This window comes from Seonamhaeicola sp. ABD4_340 (genome assembly GCF_056312135.1).
Genome location: NZ_CM149981.1, coordinates 3,424,628 through 3,443,042, shown reverse-complemented (window position 1 = coordinate 3,443,042; position 18,415 = coordinate 3,424,628). Strand labels below are relative to the sequence as shown.

At 32.6% G+C, this 18,415-nt stretch carries 22 protein-coding genes; 5 read left to right on the top strand and 17 right to left on the bottom strand.

The window, feature by feature from the left end; translation table 11 throughout:
* Nucleotides 1–345: 345 nt before the first annotated feature.
* From ACYX4H_RS14955 to ACYX4H_RS14930, 6 genes are all read right to left on the bottom strand, one after another.
* Nucleotides 346–1,887 (bottom strand): acyl-CoA carboxylase subunit beta, encoded by a 1,542-nt coding sequence (locus tag ACYX4H_RS14955; protein WP_476237064.1) that lies wholly within the window; start codon nt 1,885–1,887, stop codon nt 346–348.
* A gap of 5 nt (nt 1,888–1,892) precedes the next feature.
* Nucleotides 1,893–3,332, bottom strand: a complete 1,440-nt coding sequence (gene accC, locus ACYX4H_RS14950; protein ID WP_476237063.1) for an acetyl-CoA carboxylase biotin carboxylase subunit — start codon at nt 3,330–3,332, stop codon at nt 1,893–1,895.
* Between the two features lie 31 nt (nt 3,333–3,363).
* Nucleotides 3,364–3,852, bottom strand: coding sequence for an acyl-CoA carboxylase biotin carboxyl carrier protein subunit (locus tag ACYX4H_RS14945; RefSeq protein WP_476237061.1), 489 nt, complete (start codon nt 3,850–3,852; stop codon nt 3,364–3,366).
* Nucleotides 3,853–3,935: 83 nt separating this feature from the next.
* Nucleotides 3,936–4,607 (bottom strand): PrsW family intramembrane metalloprotease, encoded by a 672-nt coding sequence (locus tag ACYX4H_RS14940; protein WP_476237060.1) that lies wholly within the window; start codon nt 4,605–4,607, stop codon nt 3,936–3,938.
* 4 nt (nt 4,608–4,611) lie between these two features.
* On the bottom strand, nt 4,612–5,166 hold the full coding sequence (locus ACYX4H_RS14935; RefSeq protein WP_476237059.1) for an NUDIX hydrolase: 555 nt from the start codon (nt 5,164–5,166) through the stop codon (nt 4,612–4,614).
* Nucleotides 5,167–5,220: 54 nt separating this feature from the next.
* Nucleotides 5,221–6,309, bottom strand: coding sequence for a M42 family metallopeptidase (locus ACYX4H_RS14930; protein ID WP_475296606.1), 1,089 nt, complete (start codon nt 6,307–6,309; stop codon nt 5,221–5,223).
* A gap of 135 nt (nt 6,310–6,444) precedes the next feature.
* On the opposite strand from ACYX4H_RS14930, the gene ACYX4H_RS14925 reads away from it, so the two are divergent.
* The 3 genes from ACYX4H_RS14925 to ACYX4H_RS14915 are packed head-to-tail and all read left to right on the top strand — an operon-like array spanning nt 6,445 to nt 8,238.
* A complete protein-coding gene (locus tag ACYX4H_RS14925) occupies nt 6,445–7,116 on the top strand; it encodes a DUF4294 domain-containing protein (RefSeq protein ID WP_475296605.1) in 672 nt (223 codons plus the stop codon).
* The gene (gene trhA, locus ACYX4H_RS14920) at nt 7,117–7,743 is read left to right on the top strand and encodes a PAQR family membrane homeostasis protein TrhA (protein ID WP_476237058.1); all 627 of its coding nucleotides are present in this window, start codon (nt 7,117–7,119) and stop codon (nt 7,741–7,743) included.
* A gap of 3 nt (nt 7,744–7,746) precedes the next feature.
* Nucleotides 7,747–8,238 carry a GNAT family N-acetyltransferase gene (locus ACYX4H_RS14915; protein WP_476237057.1) on the top strand — a complete coding sequence of 164 codons (492 nt, stop codon included), beginning with the start codon at nt 7,747–7,749 and terminating at the stop codon, nt 8,236–8,238.
* A 3-nt stretch (nt 8,239–8,241) separates the two neighbouring features.
* Here the strand turns inward: ACYX4H_RS14915 and ACYX4H_RS14910 are convergent, their stop codons facing one another.
* The 11 genes from ACYX4H_RS14910 to ACYX4H_RS14860 form a co-directional block, all read right to left on the bottom strand.
* Entirely contained in the window at nt 8,242–8,676 is a 435-nt protein-coding gene (locus ACYX4H_RS14910; protein WP_476237056.1) for a hypothetical protein, read from the bottom strand.
* Nucleotides 8,666–10,030, bottom strand: coding sequence for an ABC transporter permease (locus tag ACYX4H_RS14905; RefSeq protein ID WP_476237055.1), 1,365 nt, complete (start codon nt 10,028–10,030; stop codon nt 8,666–8,668). Before ACYX4H_RS14905 ends, ACYX4H_RS14910 begins: the two co-directional genes overlap by 11 nt.
* Nucleotides 10,027–10,656: an ABC transporter ATP-binding protein gene (locus tag ACYX4H_RS14900; protein WP_476237054.1), complete on the bottom strand. Its 630-nt coding sequence runs from the start codon at nt 10,654–10,656 to the stop codon at nt 10,027–10,029. The genes ACYX4H_RS14905 and ACYX4H_RS14900 overlap by 4 nt, the downstream gene beginning before the upstream one ends.
* A gap of 29 nt (nt 10,657–10,685) precedes the next feature.
* Nucleotides 10,686–11,591, bottom strand: a complete 906-nt coding sequence (locus ACYX4H_RS14895; protein ID WP_476237053.1) for a GTP-binding protein — start codon at nt 11,589–11,591, stop codon at nt 10,686–10,688.
* A gap of 3 nt (nt 11,592–11,594) precedes the next feature.
* A complete protein-coding gene (gene mog, locus ACYX4H_RS14890; RefSeq protein WP_476237052.1) occupies nt 11,595–12,128 on the bottom strand; it encodes a molybdopterin adenylyltransferase in 534 nt (177 codons plus the stop codon).
* A gap of 19 nt (nt 12,129–12,147) precedes the next feature.
* Nucleotides 12,148–13,365, bottom strand: coding sequence for a GTP-binding protein (locus tag ACYX4H_RS14885; RefSeq protein ID WP_476237051.1), 1,218 nt, complete (start codon nt 13,363–13,365; stop codon nt 12,148–12,150).
* Nucleotides 13,366–13,386: 21 nt separating this feature from the next.
* Entirely contained in the window at nt 13,387–14,049 is a 663-nt protein-coding gene (gene folE / locus ACYX4H_RS14880) for a GTP cyclohydrolase I FolE (RefSeq protein WP_476237050.1), read from the bottom strand.
* Nucleotides 14,042–14,452 (bottom strand): MerC domain-containing protein, encoded by a 411-nt coding sequence (locus ACYX4H_RS14875; protein ID WP_476237049.1) that lies wholly within the window; start codon nt 14,450–14,452, stop codon nt 14,042–14,044. The genes folE and ACYX4H_RS14875 overlap by 8 nt, the downstream gene beginning before the upstream one ends.
* Before the next feature lie 139 nt (nt 14,453–14,591).
* Nucleotides 14,592–15,020 carry a DUF4268 domain-containing protein gene (locus tag ACYX4H_RS14870; protein WP_476237048.1) on the bottom strand — a complete coding sequence of 143 codons (429 nt, stop codon included), beginning with the start codon at nt 15,018–15,020 and terminating at the stop codon, nt 14,592–14,594.
* A 22-nt stretch (nt 15,021–15,042) separates the two neighbouring features.
* The gene (locus tag ACYX4H_RS14865; RefSeq protein WP_476237047.1) at nt 15,043–15,717 is read right to left on the bottom strand and encodes a ZIP family metal transporter; all 675 of its coding nucleotides are present in this window, start codon (nt 15,715–15,717) and stop codon (nt 15,043–15,045) included.
* Between the two features lie 41 nt (nt 15,718–15,758).
* Nucleotides 15,759–16,490: a class I SAM-dependent methyltransferase gene (locus tag ACYX4H_RS14860; protein WP_475296593.1), complete on the bottom strand. Its 732-nt coding sequence runs from the start codon at nt 16,488–16,490 to the stop codon at nt 15,759–15,761.
* A gap of 255 nt (nt 16,491–16,745) precedes the next feature.
* Here ACYX4H_RS14860 and ACYX4H_RS14855 point away from each other — a divergent pair, with 255 nt between their 5' ends.
* Both ACYX4H_RS14855 and ACYX4H_RS14850 read left to right on the top strand, forming a co-directional pair.
* On the top strand, nt 16,746–17,903 hold the full coding sequence (locus tag ACYX4H_RS14855; protein WP_476237046.1) for a THUMP domain-containing class I SAM-dependent RNA methyltransferase: 1,158 nt from the start codon (nt 16,746–16,748) through the stop codon (nt 17,901–17,903).
* Nucleotides 17,904–17,929: 26 nt separating this feature from the next.
* Nucleotides 17,930–18,373 carry a hypothetical protein gene (locus ACYX4H_RS14850; protein WP_476237045.1) on the top strand — a complete coding sequence of 148 codons (444 nt, stop codon included), beginning with the start codon at nt 17,930–17,932 and terminating at the stop codon, nt 18,371–18,373.
* Nucleotides 18,374–18,415 lie beyond the last annotated feature (42 nt).

Here is an 18,415-nt window from a genome sequence, read left to right as displayed (position 1 = left end):
GTAGGATATAATTGTCTTTTTTGAAAAAACTAATAAACAAAAGTTAATAAAAAGTTAACATGCGTATTAAATGCGTAGTGTTTTTTGTGCAATTTATTGCTTCTTTTTTTCATATTTGTGTCACGCTATTATCAGCAGTTAGTACTCTCAAAGCGCCTGCGTCTTTGTTTATTGGTTGGATAAAATTAAACAAGGCTATAAGTTTAATTTTTGTTAAACAAAGTTAAAACAGGTTAAAGACTAACAAGATAAATATCGAAATATTTATTAAGTTTCGTTAGCAAAAAAGAAAAGGAGGCAGGTTAGGGAGCCTCCTTTTTTCGTTTCAATATGTGTGTTCTCTTTTTATAATGGAATATTACCGTGCTTCCTTTGTGGTGAATTAACTTTTTTGTTTTCTAACATAGAAAAGGTCTTTAATAATTTTCTTCGCGTATTTTCTGGTAGTATAACCTCATCAATAAAGCCACGTTTGGCAGCACTGTATGGGTTTGCAAATGTATTGGCATATTCTGCTTCTTTTTCAGCCAGCTTATCTGCTGGATTTTCTGCTTCTGCTATTTCACGTCTAAAAATTATCTCACTTGCGCCTTTGGCTCCCATAACCGCAATTTCAGCACTAGGCCATGCGTAGTTAAAATCGGCTCCAATATGTTTAGAGTTCATAACGTCATAAGCTCCTCCGTAGGCTTTTCTTGTAATTACAGTAACTCTTGGTACGGTTGCTTCACTTAGAGCATACAGTAATTTTGCGCCATGAACAATAATACCGTTCCACTCTTGATCAGTTCCAGGTAAAAAACCTGGTACGTCTACAAGTACCAATAAAGGAATATTAAAGCAATCGCAAAAACGCGTAAATCTAGCTGCTTTTTTGGAACTGTCTACATCTAATACACCAGCTAGAAACATTGGCTGATTGGCTATTATACCGATGCTTCTTCCTCCAAGTCTTGCAAAACCTACTATAATATTTTCTGCATAGTCTTTGTGGATTTCATAAAAGGAATCTTCATCTATAATACCGTTAATAACCTCATGCATATCATACGGTTTGTTTGCATTATCAGGAACTATAGTGGTTAATACTTCTCTAACTTCCTCTGAAGGGGAGAAGTCTAATTTTTGTGTAATCTCGGTGTTATTTTGAGGTAGGTAACTGAGTAATTTTTTCACATCCTCTAAACACTCAATATCATTAAGAGATGTTTTGTGGGCTACACCAGATTTAGAAGCATGCGTTTGAGCTCCACCAAGTTCTTCACTACTAACTTCCTCATTTGTTACCGTTTTAACAACATTAGGGCCAGTTACAAACATATAACTTGTATTTTCTACCATAATAGTAAAGTCTGTCATAGCAGGTGAATACACAGCGCCACCTGCACATGGTCCCATTATAGCCGATATTTGTGGTACAACACCAGACGCTTGTACATTTCTGTAAAAAATATCGGCATAGCCACCTAAAGATTTAACGCCTTCTTGAATACGAGCACCTCCGGAATCATTTAAACCAATAATTGGAGCTCCCACTTTTACGGCAAGATCCATGATTTTACATATTTTTTCGGCGTGAGTTTCTGATAAGGCACCACCAAAAACAGTAAAGTCTTGGGCGTAAACATAAACCAATCTACCATCAACTGTACCATAGCCAGTTACCACACCATCACCATAGTAGATTTCTTTATCCATGCCAAAATCTGTAGTTCGGTGTGTTACTAGAATGCCAATTTCTTCAAAAGAACCTTCATCTAATAAGTAGTTAACACGTTCTCTTGCAGTTAATTTTTTCTTAGCATGCTGTTTATCAATGCGTTTTTGACCGCCACCTAAATGGGCAAGTGCTATACGTTCGTTTAACTTATTTATTTTTGAGTTCATATATTTTAATTTGGTAATCTTAAAAGTTTCTGGTCTGTTAAGTATTGTTTTACTGCAATTAAAGCCGCAATTTTAGCTTCCTCTTTAGTCTGTTCGTTTAACTTATCTGGCGAATAGTATTTTTTTACAAAATGCGTATCAAAATTACCAGAACGGAAAGCTTCATGTTCGCAAACAAATTTTCCAAAAGCTAGCGTAGTGGAAACGCCTTTAACATTATAATTATTTATAGCAGCTATCATTAGTTGTATGGCTTCTTCTCTTGTTTTTCCGTAGGTGATTAATTTAGAAAGCATAGGGTCGTAATAGATTGGGATATCCATACCTTCTTCAAAACCATTATCAACTCTAATGCCGTTGCCCATGGGGAATTTATACACTTCAAGCTTACCAACACTTGGTAGAAAATCGTTAAGAGGATCTTCGGCATATACTCTAAGCTCAAGGGCATGACCGCTAATGTTTAAATCGTCTTGTTTAATTGGAAGTTTTTCACCTCTTGCTACTTTAATTTGAAGTTCAACTAAATCAATACCAGTAATTAGTTCTGTAACAGGATGTTCTACTTGTAGTCTTGTGTTCATTTCAAGAAAGTAGAAATTATGGTCGGCATCAAGTAAAAATTCTACGGTACCTGCTCCTAAGTAATCGCAGGATTTAGCAACTTTAACGGCAGCTTCCCCCATTTTAGCTCTTAACTCTGGAGACAATACAGAAGAAGGCGCCTCTTCAACTACTTTTTGATGTCTTCTCTGTATACTGCACTCGCGTTCAAAGAGGTGTACAATATTTCCATGACTATCAGCCATTATTTGAATTTCTATGTGTCTTGGTGATGTAACATATTTTTCTATAAAAACAGAACCGTCACCAAAGGCAGAAGTAGCTTCACTTATAGCGCGCGTCATTTGCGATTCTAAATTGTCTTCTTTTTCTACAATACGCATTCCTTTGCCGCCACCGCCTGCTGAAGCTTTTATTAAAATGGGAAACCCTATGTTTCGGGCTATTTTTTTAGCTTTATCAACATCAGTAATGGCTTCATCTATTCCTGGTACCATTGGTATATTATAAGCTTTAACAGTTTCTTTGGCTGCTAACTTGCTTCCCATAACTTTTATGGCTTTAGATTTTGGCCCAATAAATGTAATGTTGTTCTTTTCAACTAATTCAGCAAAGTCTGCATTTTCACTTAAAAAACCGTAACCGGGATGAATGCCATCTACATGTAGCGATTTTGCGACTTCTATAATTTTATCTCCTCTTAAGTAAGATTCATTTGATGGTGCTTCTCCTATACAAACGGCTTCATCGGCATATTTTACATGCGGCGCATGTCTATCAATTTTAGAGAATACTGCTACTGTTTTTATACCCATTTTTCGGGCAGTTTTCATAACTCTAATAGCAATTTCGCCTCTGTTGGCAACTAATATTTTCTTCATGTGTAGTAACTTATTTTGAAACTAATAAGACTTAATTATCAAATTCTATTAATAATTCATTTTTATCAACAGCATCGCCTTTTTTTACCGTTATAGACTTAATAACACCTTTACGTGGAGAGGTTATAACATTTTCCATTTTCATAGCTTCCAGAATTAGTAAAGGCGTGTCTTCTTCTACTTCTTGACCCTCTTTTACGTTTATCTCAAGTATTAAACCGGGCATTGGAGCTTTTATAGCGTTAACATGTTTGGTTGAACCAAGAGCAAAACCCATGTCATTGATAAGAACATCTAACTGATCTGAAATTTGAACATTATAAGTATTACCATTAACTATAACGTTGTAGTTTTTGCTATTAAAATTAGACGACTGAATGTCTGCTTGGAAAGATTTATGTGCTTTAATAATGTGAAACTTTGATTCTGAAATACGCAAAGTATCAAGTGCTGACACCTGTTCTGAAGAAATGTCAAAATCAAAAGTTGTATTAACCTTTGTTTTAAAAGTTTTTGTCATGTAAATAGAAAATTGGTTAAAGTATAAATATAGTTATAATGTGTTAGAACATTATTAAATATATTTTAAAATAGAAAGTATGCTTACTTAAAAACCGAATTTTCTTGATGCTTTTTTATGGCTTTTCTTGATAAAATAATACCAATAAATAATGACACAAAAGCCCCAACCCAAATACCGGGAATAAAGTCTATAAATAAGAAGAAGTCATAAGCTCCGTGAAAAATAATAGCAAAAAATAAGCCTGTAAAATTTAGTGCTACTCTTGAGTTTGAAAATTTAGCTTTACCCATAAAATACCCCATTAAAATACCAAAGGTTGCATGCGCAGGTACAGCAGTAAAGGCTCTTAATAGCGCTGTAACATAGCCGCCTTCAAGTACATAAAAAATATTTTCGGTAGCAGCAAACCCCATTGATACCATAACGGCGTAAACAATACCATCAAAAGGTTCATTAAAATCTTTGGTTTTTTGTGCAAACTGTTTAACAATAATGTATTTACTAAATTCTTCGGTTAAACCAACTACAACAAATGCTTTTATAAATTGCTGTAAAATACTGGTGTGGTTTGTTAATGGCAATACAATATCAAACACGTAATAAATAATTGTTGTTATTATAACGCTAACAACAGCACCAAGTATAAAGTTATAAAGGAGTAGCTTTTTTGATTCTTTTTCGTATTTATCTTTATAATTTATATAAATAATTATAGCAAAAACAGGAGCAATGGCAAGTAAAAGTAGCGGCATTTAATTAAGCAAGCGTTTGAGATATTTTAGTTAAAACAGTTTGATAATACTGTTTATTTGAAGGCGCAAAATGATTATTGTTATTACCAATAGTATCAATAAGCTCTTGAAACTCATTAATTGACACGTATTTTAGGGCATCAACTTCATCAATTTGAGGTGTAAGCTTATTAATAGGTGTGTTAATTTGAGCTATAAAAGTGATATGAAATTCATTATCTATCAAGCCATTTTTATAGTTTGAAAAGCATTTAAAGGTGCCAATTTTATGCAAGTCACTTTCGGTAATTATTAAGCCAATTTCCTCTTTGGTTTCTCTAACGGTTGCTTGTTCTGCGGTTTCACCGGCATCAATATGGCCTGCAACTGAAACATCCCACATTAAGGGGCATATGGCTTTTTTGGCACTACGTTGCGCCAACAGAATAGTACCATTTTTTGTGTAATACCAAACATGGCAAGTATTATGATAATATCCTTTTTGGTGAATAACAGATTTTAAAGCCGTTTTGCCAGTGGGGTTGCCGTTGGCATCTACAATGTCTATGAGTTCATCCATGTTTTTAATTAAATAGAAAAAAGATTCCCGCTTTCGCGGGAATTTAAAATAGTTTTATTCAAAATAACTAAATGTATCGCCGTCTTTAATATTTAAAAGCGATTCATAAATTAATTTTATAACGTTTTCAACATCTTCCTTATGAACCATTTCAACCGTAGTGTGCATATAACGCAATGGTAACGAAATTAAAGCTGAAGCAACACCGCCATTACTGTAAGCAAAGGCATCTGTATCTGTTCCTGTGGCTCTAGAAAGCGCAGAACGTTGAAAAGGAATATCTTTATCTTCTGCAGTATCAATAATTAAATCACGTAATTTTTGTTGTACTGCAGGCGCATAAGCAACAACAGGGCCCTTACCAATTTCTAAATGCCCTTCTTTTTTCATTTCAATCATGGGCGTTGTGGTATCGTGTGTTACATCGGTAACTATAGCCACGTTTGGTTTTATGGTTTGGGTAATCATTTCGGCTCCGCGTAAACCAATTTCTTCTTGTACGGCGTTTGTAATGTAAAGTCCAAAAGGTAATTCTTTTTTGTTTTCTTTAAGCAAACGCGCAACTTCAGCAATCATAAAACCACCCATGCGGTTATCAATGGCTCTACATACAAATTTATCATCATTTAAAATATGAAACTCGTCTGGATATGTAATAACACAGCCCACGTGTACGCCTAGTTTTTCAACTTCTTCTTTATTTGCGCAACCACAATCTATAAAAATATTATCAGGTTTTGGGGCTTCTTCTTTAGCGCGGTTTCTTGTGTGAATTGCTGGCCAACCAAATACGCCTTTTACAATACCATTTTTAGTATGAATGTTAACTACTTTACTTGGCGCTATTTGATGATCGCTTCCTCCATTTCTAATAACATAAATTAATCCGTTGTCTGATATATAATTTACATACCACGAAATTTCATCGGCATGCCCCTCAATAACCACTTTGTATTTTGCCTTTGGGTTTATAACACCTACAGCGGTTCCGTAGGTATCAGTAATAAACTCATCAACATAAGGTTTCAGGTAGTCCATCCACAATTTTTGTCCGCCCCATTCATAACCAGTTGGGGCTGCATTGTTTAAATATTTTTCTAAAAAGTCTATAGATTTTTTATTAAGAATGCTCTTTTTTGCCATAAATAAAAATTTTTCACTAAAATACTAATTTAATGTAAAGCAACATTTAATTGCCATAAAAATAACAGGCTTAAAAAAACGTTTTACTAAGTGTAAATTAGTAATTTTGAATTTGAAAAGCCTCAATTTTAGTTCATGCGAATTTTAAAAATTTTTCTTTTACTTTTTCCTGTAATAATTACGGCTCAAACAACTGAAGTGGTTAAAGATACTACAAATACGGTTGAGTATTTAATTATTGAAGGCGATTCTGTACCCAGAACTAGCATTGGTTTAGAAGAGGTTAAGCTGTTACATAAATTAAAATTTGATAGTAGAGAAGCCCGCATTAGGTATTTAATTTTACGCCGAAAAACCCTAAAAGTTTATCCATACGCAAAACTTGCCGCTGTACGTTTAGATTCTATGAATAAACGTTTAGAAGGTTTGAAACGTAAACGAGATAAAAAGCGTTATACCAAACGCATTCAAAAATATATTGAAGGTGAATTTTCAGAAGAATTAAAAAAAATGTCGCGTACCGAAGGCCAAATTTTAGTAAAATTAATTCACAGGCAAACAGGCGAAACAGCATTTAATTTAGTGAAAGAATTACGAAGTGGTTGGCGTGCATTTTGGTATAATACAACGGCAAGTATGTTTAAAATTTCACTAAAAAGAGAATTTGATCCTGTAAATGTTGAAGAAGATTATTTAATTGAAGATATTTTACTGCGTAATTTTCAAAGCGGACGCCTAGAGCCTCAAAAACCTGCTGTTGAGTTTGATTTTTATGAATTAACAAAAAAATGGAAAGCCAGTAAGTAAATGCGTAAACAAACTGCTTTTGAAGAAAAACTAAACGCCATTTCACACGGTATTGGTGCCGTTTTTGGCGTAGTAGCATTGGTGCTTTTAATAATGTATGACACTAAAAAAACACCTAATAGCCTTATTAGCGTGCTAATTTATGGAGTTTCAATAATAGTGTTATTTACAGCTTCAACGTTGTATCATGCTGTTAAAAACGAAAAAAACAAACACTATTTTAGAATTTTAGATCATATAAGTATTTATCTTCTAATAGCGGGTACTTACACACCAGTTTGCCTTATTTCTTTAGCAAATAGCAAAGGGTGGTTACTATTTTATTTAGTTTGGGCCATTGCTGCTTTTGGTGTGGTTTTAAAATTATTTTTTACAGGGAAATTTGGCGCGTTTTCAACACTTCTATATCTTGTAATGGGCTGGTTAATTGTTTTTGATTTTACAGCGCTATCAAACACTGTTAATTATAATGCCATTTTATTACTTTTTGCAGGTGGTTTAGCTTATACAGGTGGTATTATTTTTTATGCTATTGAAAAAATACCTTTTAATCATGTAATTTGGCATTTTTTTGTTTTGGCAGGTGCTATTTGCCATTTTTTTATGATTTTCCGTTATATAATTTAGAACATGGTAACAATTTCTATTGCCAAAACAAACAAGCATTTTGAAACAGTAGCTACTTTAGCCCATATAATTTGGCGTGAACATTACATACCTATTATTGGTGTAGCACAAGTAAATTATATGCTTGAAAAGTTCCAATCATTTGAAGCTATAAAAAAACAGGTAGAACAGGGGTATGAATATTATTTACTTGAATGGCATAATACCGCAGTTGGTTACATTTCAGTAAAAAAGGAAGCCAGTACACTATTTTTAAGTAAAATATATGTTTTGAGTAGCTATAGAGGAAAAAAAATAGGAAAAAAAGCCATGAGTTTTATTGAAGGAAAAGCCAAAGCTAATGATTTAAAAGCTATTAGGCTTACTGTAAATATTGATAATGAAAATTCAATTAAAGCCTATGAAGCATTAGGATTTATAAATAAAAGGTCTGTGGTTGCAGATATTGGAAATGGCTTTGTTATGGACGATTTTGAAATGATTAAAACGTTATAACGCTTACTGAGCCAACTTTACTGTACAGTCTGTTAGTATATAATTAAAATGATCTACATCAACAGCATTTAATTTTAACTTGCCTGTTACTAAAACAATATTATCAGTTTTAAAGTTTTTACTATTGTTAAATTGCAGTTCTACAGCTGTTTCTGGGCCACCAACACCACAAAAAAAGCAGGATGACATGGGGCCTTTTGACAGAATATATATTTTTTCTTCTGGAGCAATATTTAAAAAATAGCCTTTTATAGTTATATATTCACCTTCTAAAGCTTTTAGGTTTTTAGAAAAAGTAGGCACTAGAAAAGCTTCATCATAAGCAGGTAAAAATTTCTCTTCAAACGTCACATCAGCAAGGTCATTCCAGGTAATATTTGTTTGGCTAAAAGAAACAAAGGACGTAAACAATAAAACGACTAAGATTTTATTTTTCATTACTTAAAATAGTTGAAATATTCATTTTTAAAATAGGATAAATTGCAAAAACAATTGACAAAGTTACCATTATAAAAACTAATACCGCAATTTGTATACCATCTTCTATGTTTAATGGTTGAATAATATGAGTTTTCATACCTAAATTACTAAAATTTAGTAACGCATACATCCCAAGTTTAACAATTATAAAACCTAAAACATAGGCTGCAAAAGCAGCAATGATTCCTTCGTAAAATACCATTTTAATTAGTTGAAGGTTGCTTGCACCATAGCTGCGAAGTAAGGCCAAATCATAAGCGCGTTCTTTTACCATTTTATACAAGTTTATAAAAATAGTAATGCCAGAAATTATCAAAATTAAATAAGCTATCCAAGTAATGGTTTTAAAGCCAATACTTGTAAATTCATACAACCTATCTAATTCAAATTTTGGTAAAGCAGCTTGTAAATTACTGTTTTCGTTTATTTTTCTAGGTAAGGTTAGCAAACCCATTGGACTTCTAAATTGCACTAACAAGGAGGTTATTTCTTTGTCTTCATCATGCTCGTCATGGTGTTCGTGTTCATCATCATGGTGTTCATGTGCCCCGTGTTCGTGGTTATGGTGTTCACCTTCATGAGCCTCATCATCATACTCATGATGTTGTTCGCTGTCTTCGTCATGGTTATGGTGTTCACCTTCATGAGTATCGCTAATTTCATGTTCATCTTCGTGTTCATGTTCTTCTTCATGGTCATGATCGTGAACATCCCAAATGGTTTCTAAATGGGTTACAATTAAGCGGTCTATTACTTTTTGTGTGGGTTTTAAAATACCAACTACTTGTAATTCATCGTCGTGCACATCAATATCATTAGCAACTAAACCATGCGAACTTTTAAAAGTGTCGCCTAATTTTAAATTAAGATTTTTGGCAATAGTGGCCCCAATTACAACTTCAAAAGGCGCTTTAGTAAATTGTCCGGTTTCTATTTCGGCGTTATAAAAATTATAGAATTCGTTGGTGGTTCCAACAATACGGTAGCCCTTATAATTATCGCCATAAGAAATAGGAACCGCGGTTTTAATTAACCTATTTTTGGCTAGTTTTTTAGCTTCAGCATACTTTATATTTCCTGTAGGATTATCTAAATGAAGAATAGAAGCTAATACAAGTTGCAACGGACTACCTTTGGCGCCAATAACCATATCAATAGCGCCTAAATTGTTTTCGGTTTGATAGTTGAAAGACTGTTGTATTTGCTTAATACCTAATAATAATGTGATGCTTAAGGCTAAAATAACTATACTTAAACCCGTATAAAACAACTTGTTTTTTAGATTTTTTAAGCTAATTTTAAAAATATTCATAACGTAAGACTATTGTTAAAAAAAGATGTAATACGCTCATCATGTGTAATAACAATTAAATGTGCGTTATTTTTTTCGGCGTGTTCAATGAGTAATTTTATAACAGTTTTACAATTATCATAATCTAAACTAGATGTGGGTTCATCGGCCAAAATAACTTGCGGATTGTGTATTACTGAAAGCGCTATGCCTAAGCGTTGTAATTGCCCTTCGCTAATTTCATTTACTTTATTGTTTTTACAATGAGTTAATTGCAATTGCTCTAGTAACTGATTTATATAACTACTAGATTTTTTTTTCTTAGAAAAGTACAAACGCGCTTGTAAATTTTCAAAAACGGTTAATGATGGTATGGCATGTTTTTTTTGAAATACTAAGCCAATGTTACTGCCTCTAAATTGGTCTAATTGTTTACTATTTAAAGTAGTAATATCTGTATTATTTATATTGATTTTCCCTGTTTCTGGACTAAGTATACCCGCTAAAAGATGCAAAAGCGTGGTTTTACCAATACCCGATTTACCAAGAATTAAAAGATGCTCATTTTCTTTTAATTGAATATTAGGAAAACTAAACGCTGTTTTCTGGTTTTTATATTTAAATGTTAGGTTTTCAGTTTGAATCATGATAAAAATTTAAACATTAAGCAAACAAGTTATTTCACTAAACTCGTAACGGTTTCAATGGCTTTTTTTAATACTTCCGGCTTGCTACCAGGACCAATGGTTAACAGTTTAGAACCTGTAATTGGGATGCCTTTAAACGGCCTGATATTAACAGAGCCATCGGGTTTGCGCTCAAAATACGTATAGTTTTCATGGTTGTCAATTTTAGTGCAACCTTTAACACGTAAAATGCTATTTGGTAAGTTTTGGCAAATGGTTTTTATTGCTTTTTCTGAAGGTAAATTTGGTAAATCGACAGAACACGACGCCCAATGCGTTTTAAAATGGTCTAATTTTTCGGCTATGTTTTTAGATGGTATTAATTCGGGTAAAAGTAATGCATCAAGTTTATTAGCATCAATAATTTGAGCCGTAGGGTTTAGGCTTTTTAAATTAATTATTACGTTGTTTTTTCTCTCCTTATCTACTTCATCTAAATGCGTTAAAACTAAGAGAGAAGATACTTGAATTTGATTAGCTTCTAACACATTGTGTTCGCCTCGTTTTTGCCAGTTTTTTACATCTACAACCGAGATTTGTATAGGCGGTAAAAATCGTTCGTTTAAGCCTACGCCTAAAAACTCCATGAGCGCGCAAGCATCTGATGTGCCGTTGGCTTCAATTAAAGTAATGCCATTTTTTCTTTCAGGAATTCTGTTAACCGTTTCGCGAAGTTCAACAATGCCACTACAACAAATACAGCTTCCGCTTAGGGGTTTAATAGCGTTTAAATGAAGTTGATTTCTAAAGTGTTGCACATCCATATTGGCATTTTCATAATCGTTTAATATTACAAAAGGTTGCCAATTTTTGGCTTGAAAACTTTCAATTAAATACTTTAAAAGTGTGGTTTTACCGGCTCCCAAAAAACCAACAATGGTAATAATTGCTTCCAAAATTTATTTCTTTTTAGGTCTAAAAGGAGACATTACAGCTTCGTTACACTCTAAATACGGACCATTCATTAAGTCGATACAGTAAGGAATAGCTGGAAAAACAGCATCTAAACACTCGCGAATAGATTTGGGTTTTCCTGGTAAATTTACAATCAGGCTACTGCCTCTAAGTCCCGCAGTTTGTCTGGATAAAATGGCTGTAGGCACATATTTTAGAGATTCGGCACGCATAAGTTCACCAAAACCAGGCATCATGCGGTCGCAAACGGCCTCTGTAGCTTCGGGGGTTACATCGCGTTTTGCAGGACCAGTACCGCCTGTGGTTACTACTAAACAGCAGTTTTTGTTATCAACTAAATCTATTATTGTGTTTTCAATTTGGTCTTGTTCGTCAGGAATTATTCTATAAACGTTGTTCCATTTGGAAGTTAAATATTCGTTTAAGGTATTTATAATGGCTTTACCACTTAAATCTTCGTAAATACCTTGGCTAGCTCTATCACTTACAGTAATTATTCCTATGTTAATGGGGTGCATGTTTATTTTTTAAACAAAGTTAAGCATTTGTTGGTGCGAAATTTTCAATAGGCCACGAATCAATATTTGGAAATAAATTGCCTTTCCAGAGATTAATTTCATTATCGGTTAGTAAACATGTGTTTAATTGCTTTATAATTTGCTCTTTTTCTAGATATTGACCAATAAAAACGAGTTCAATTTTACGGTCGCCAAAATTAGCATCCCAATCAGTTTCAATGGTTTTTTGATTTTCAACAAAAGCAGCATAATTGGCACGCTCTGATAATGACATAGACGCCCACCAAACTCCAGCATTATCGGCTTTACAAGAACCACCTGCCGAACTCCAAATTAAAGCTTGATTTGGTCGAGATGCCAACCAAAACAGTCCTTTACTTCTTATAACGTTTTGAGGAAAATCTTGATTTAAATAATTTAAAAAGCGCTCTGGATGAAAAGGTTTTTTACTTCTAAAAACAAAGGAACCAATACCGTATTCTTCGGTTTCTGGTGTGTGTTCGTTTTCTAATTCTTTAATCCATCCTGCCGAGGCTTCGGCTTTGGCATAATCGAATAATCCTGTATTTATAACGTCATTTAAATTAACTTCAGATTGTGTTGAAGTGATAATTTTAGCTTCAGGATTTAACGAGGTTATTATGGCTTTAAGTTCTTCTAAATCTTTGTTATCAACTAAATCTATTTTATTTAAAATGATAACATTGGCAAATTCAATTTGATCGGTAAGCAAATTAACAATGGTGCGATTATCGCCTTCAATATTTGTTAAATGTCTTGAAGCTAAATAATCTGGACTAGAAAAATCTTTTAAAAAGTTAAAGGCATCAACCACAGTTACCATGGTGTCAATGTAGCTAAAACGACTTAAATCTATGTTTCCATCTTCGCTCTCAAAAGTAAAGGTTTGGGCAACCGGAATTGGCTCGCTAATACCTGTGCTTTCAATTAATAAATAATCGAATTTGTTTTGAGCGGCTAATTTTTCAACTTCAATCATTAAATCTTCACGAAGTGTACAGCAAATGCAACCGTTGCTCATTTCTACAAGCTTTTCTTCGGTTCTAGAAAGGGTGTTTTCGTTTTCAATAAATTGAGCATCAATGTTAACCTCGCTCATATCGTTAACTATAACGGCCACTTTTAAACCTTGTTTATTATGTAGAATATGATTTAATAAAGTGGTTTTTCCTGCGCCAAGAAAACCGCTAAGTACTGTAACTGGTAGTTTTTTCATTTTAAAAAAATGGTAATTAGGTTATAACGTTGTGTTATTTATAATTTTTAAAAACTCATTGCGGTTAACATCATTTTCAAAACAACCACCATACTCTAAAGTTGTGGTAAAACTATCTTTGTCTTTAATGCCTCTGGAAGATACGCACAGGTGTTTTGCAGAAATCATTACAATAACATCTTTGGTGTTTAAAACAGATTGTAAGTCTTTTAAAATTTGAAGCGACAAGCGCTCTTGTACTTGCGGGCGGTGTGCATAATAATCTACCAAGCGGTTAATTTTAGATAAGCCAATAACTTTATCTTTAGGAATGTATGCAATATGTGCGTGCCCCGTAATTGGTAAAAAATGATGCTCGCACGACGAATCGATAGTAATGTTTTGTTCTACAAGCATTTTTTTATACTTGTATTTGTTCTCAAAAACCGAAAGTTTGGGTTTGTTTTCAGGGTTTAAACCATAAAATAGCTCTTTTACATACATTTTGGCAAAGCGATATGGTGTTCCAGAGAGGCTATCATCAGTTAAATCTAGCCCTAGTTCTTCCATAATTTTGGCAAAGTGATGTTTTATGTTTTCTATTTTTTCGTCATCACTTTTATCAAAAGCGGTTGTTAAAAGTGGCGTTTCAATAGCTGTTGAAACGTGATTATCTCCTATGTTTTCTATGAGTTCTTTATTCATTATTTGTACAGCAATTATCGGTTTTACATTGGCAGTATTTTAAATTATAAATATGAAGTATAACCATAGAAATAGCTGTGAAATAAATAAATACCTCAGGTAAGTGTAACCAATCTAATTTTTCATTTATTATTAAAAAACATAAAAGACTCCAACAAACCCAAAGGGCCGCTTTTACACTACTTTTAGTTGTGTTTTTTGTTGATTGGTACACTGCAAAAAAGGAAATTATTAAGAATATGAAATCAATAGATTTCCACCAAAAAGGGACATTTTTTGCGGCACAGCATGCAGCAACTTGTGTTTGTACTAAAAATAAAAAAGGTGTAGCTAAGCAATGTATTAAACACAAGGTACTAGCTAAGGCACCCCAAGCATCAGGTTTTTTTAAGGCTATTTTCATTGTATAATTTAATGCAACTAGTTTGCAAATATAGCCTAAATCTTATTAATGCAACGTTGTTGCATTATGTTTTTAGTGTTTATTTAACAAATTACAAATGATTTATTTTGTAAAGTGTTTATAAGTATGTGAATTGTAGTTAGCCTTCAATAACATCTTTATATTCTTCAAAAAAAGTTTCAAACAAGGTCATGTTTTTATTAAAAAATTCCATAACAACTTGCCAAGTGTTTTTATTGTGAATTGATACTTTTTGTTCTAAAGGCACATAAATTCTAGATATTTCTTTATAATTTTCTAAAATGTATGTTTCATCATAAATGGCATTAGGTAAATACTCACCTTGTAAAATACTTTTTAGGGCTTCTAATTTCTCCCAGTATTTTATTCTAAATTCTAAATCGTCTTCAATATCAAGGGCAACTAAAGCTTTTTTAGTATCAAAATGAAATTTAAAGCTAAAACCCTTTAGTTTCGTGTTGTATAAAATCCATTTTCTTGGAAAAGATTTACCAAAGCTGGTCCAAAATTCTTGTCTTAGTAATCTAGATTCTTCTTTACTAAACATATTATTTAGTTAAAATGTGTATTTATATTAAATATGCAATACCAACCCCCAAAATAATGGCTATAAACTTTGAGGTATTAAACCTGTGACCATCACCACTTTCAAACAAAATTGTTGTTGAAATATGAAAAAATATACCAATTACTATAGCGTTTATTACGGTTATAGCGTTATGCATATCACCGTAAATATTAGCAATAAGGGTACCTAAAGGGGTCATACAGGCAAAAACTAATAAAAAAGCACCTATTTGAAATTTATCATAATTACTCTTTAACAAAAACATGCTTATTATGGTAGCTATAGGTATTTTGTGTACTAAAACACCGTAAACCATATCATTATGATTGTGAATTGAGAAGCCTTCTAAAAAGCTATGAATGCATAAACTTAAAAATAGTGCGTACGGAAATGTTTTATCGTTTTTATTATTGTGAACATGCCCATGTTCTGCGCCTTTTGAAAAAAGCTCTAAAATAATTTGAAGCATAATACCGCACATAATGTAAAGTCCTGTGGTTTTTGCTTCTAGGTGGTGGTATACTTCGGGTAGTAATTCAAAGAGTGTTAATGCTAGCAAAAAAGCACCGCTGAATGATAGTAGTAATTTTGTATTCCAAGATTTTGTGTGCTTTGTGAAACGCGCAATAATAACACCTAAGATTACAGCTAAAAAGGGAAAAAGATAGTTATTCATGAAAATTGTAAAACAAAATGGTGCTTAATAGTGTATTTATGTTATTTAAAAATCATAACTAAACGTTCTGATGTTTTTTTGCTAAACTTACGTAAGTTATAATCGCCAAAAACATCTAGTAAGTGTACGTTGGCTTCTTCAAATAACTGTTCAAAATCTTCTAAAGTAAAACCTCTAACACGTTCTTTGTAATTGTAAAAGTGATCATTGTCTGTAAACGAAATGTCTTTAATAATGTGCTTATCTTCAACATATCGTTTTAAATTAAAAGTGATGTTGTTTACGGTTTTAACTTCCTCTGGCACTAGGTTGTTAATAACGTAATCAGTGTTCATAAAATCTATCACACCAAAACCAAATTCGTTTAAATTAGCTTTAATGGCTTTTATGGTTTTAAGGTTATCAGCATCGTCATCAAAATACCCAAAACTGGTAAATAAATTAAAAACAGCATCAAATTGTTTTTCAAAAGGCTGGCACATATTATGAACCTTAAAATTTAGGCGATGGTTTTCGTATTTTTTAGCAAAATTAATACTGTTTTCGCTTAAATCTACACCTGTAACATCATAACCAATTTTATTTAAATATCGGGCATGTCTGCCACGTCCGCAGGCTAAATCTAAAATAGTACCATTTTCGGGTATATTTAAATAATTAGTAAGCGTATCCATAAACGCATGAGCTTCGGTGTCATTTCTATCTTTATATAAAATGTGGTAGTATGGCGTATCAAACCAAGATGAAAACCAAGTAGATGTATCTGTATTCATTATTCTTTTTATAGGGTTACTGTTTTTATTTAATTTGATGACTCAAAAAAATAGTAAGAATGATAACCCAGTTACGTGTGCTCAAAATGTAATGCAAAAGTACACCAATTTTTATCATATAAAAACATAACATATAAATGACACATGTATGGTAAATACTAAGCTTGTATATTTTAAAAACTATAGTTTGCTTTATGCCAAAAAAAATACGTTATTTTTGCTTCTTATACTTATAAATTAATGTAGTAGCAAAAAATGGATGAAAATTTCAAAATGGTAGCCAAAACACTGTTTGGTTTTGAAGATTTACTAGCAAACGAACTAACACAACTTGGAGCACAAGATGTTAAAAAAGGGGTGCGTAATGTAAGTTTTGTTGGTGATAAAGGCTTTATGTACAAAGCAAATTTAGGCCTGCGTACTGCTATAAAAATTTTAAAACCTATACATAGCTTTAAAGTATTTAATGAGCAAGATTTGTATAATAACATATACAAAATGCCTTGGGAAAACTACTTGAAGGCTTCAGGTTCATTGGCGGTAGATGCCACTATTCATTCACAAGTATTCAAACATTCGTTATTTATTGCTTTAAAAACTAAAGATGCTATAGTTGATAGGTTTAGAGATAATACAGGACAACGACCAAATGTAGATTTAAAATTTCCAGATTTAAAAATTAATATTCATATTGATAGAAATGATTGTACAGTATCACTGGATGCCTCAGGCGATTCTTTACACAAACGAGGTTACAAAACAGCTACCAATATTGCGCCCATAAATGAAGTATTAGCTGCTGGTATGATTATGCTGTCTGGTTGGGATGGACAAAGTGATTTTATGGACCCCATGTGCGGCTCTGGCACCATGCTAATTGAGGCTGCTATGATTGCTTGTAACATACCACCAAACCTTATGCGTAAAGAGTTTGCTTTTGAGCGTTGGGAAGATTGGGATGTAGATTTGTTTGAAAAAATTGAAGAATCACTACTTAAAAAAACACGCGATTTTCATTATAAAATTATAGGTTATGATAAAGCGCCCAGTGCCGTTTATAAAGCCAAAGATAATGTTAAGAATGCTCAGTTAGACGATTTTATAACCGTTAAACACGAAGATTTTTTTAAAACCCAAAAAGGCGGAAACACCAAATTGCACATGGTATTTAATCCACCCTATGGTGAGCGTTTAAATATTGATATGGAGCAATTTTATAAAAATATAGGCGATACCCTAAAGCAAAATTACCCAGGTACCGATGCTTGGTTTATTACATCAAACTTAGATGCTTTGAAACATGTAGGTTTGCGTCCTTCAAGAAAAATACAACTATTTAATGCCAAATTAGAATCTAGATTGGTTAAATATGTTATGTACGAAGGAAGTAAAAAAGGTAAATACATGAAATAAATTTTAGTTTAAAACTAAATAAAATTATGAATGAAGATGTTTTAAATGGTTTAATTCAAACCGAAGAATTAAAAACTATTTTGAGTTTAGAAAAAGAGGCACAAGCCTATTTAGAAAGTCATGAGTGGTGTATTGAAGTAAAAAAATCTTGGTATGATTTTGAATTTAGTTCTTATGATTTATTAGGCGTATTTCTATTTGAAATAGAACCCATTAATAAAGATGTTGATGATTTTATTTGGGTAATTGCTGGCGATTTGCCTTTTGTTTATCTAGATAAATCTATTAAATCTGCGCATGAAGCTGTTGATATATATTGCAAATTAATGTATGATTGGGTTGAAAATGTATTAAACGAAAATTCACTTGAAAACTCTTTTCCGGTACCAATAGATCCTACTTTTGAAAACGCAGAGTTACTAAAACTAAGAATAGATATTTTAAAAGAAGTTTTTTTTAGTGAAAGCTAAAAAGTTTTTTTTATTGTCTTTAAAATATTAACCAATCTTACT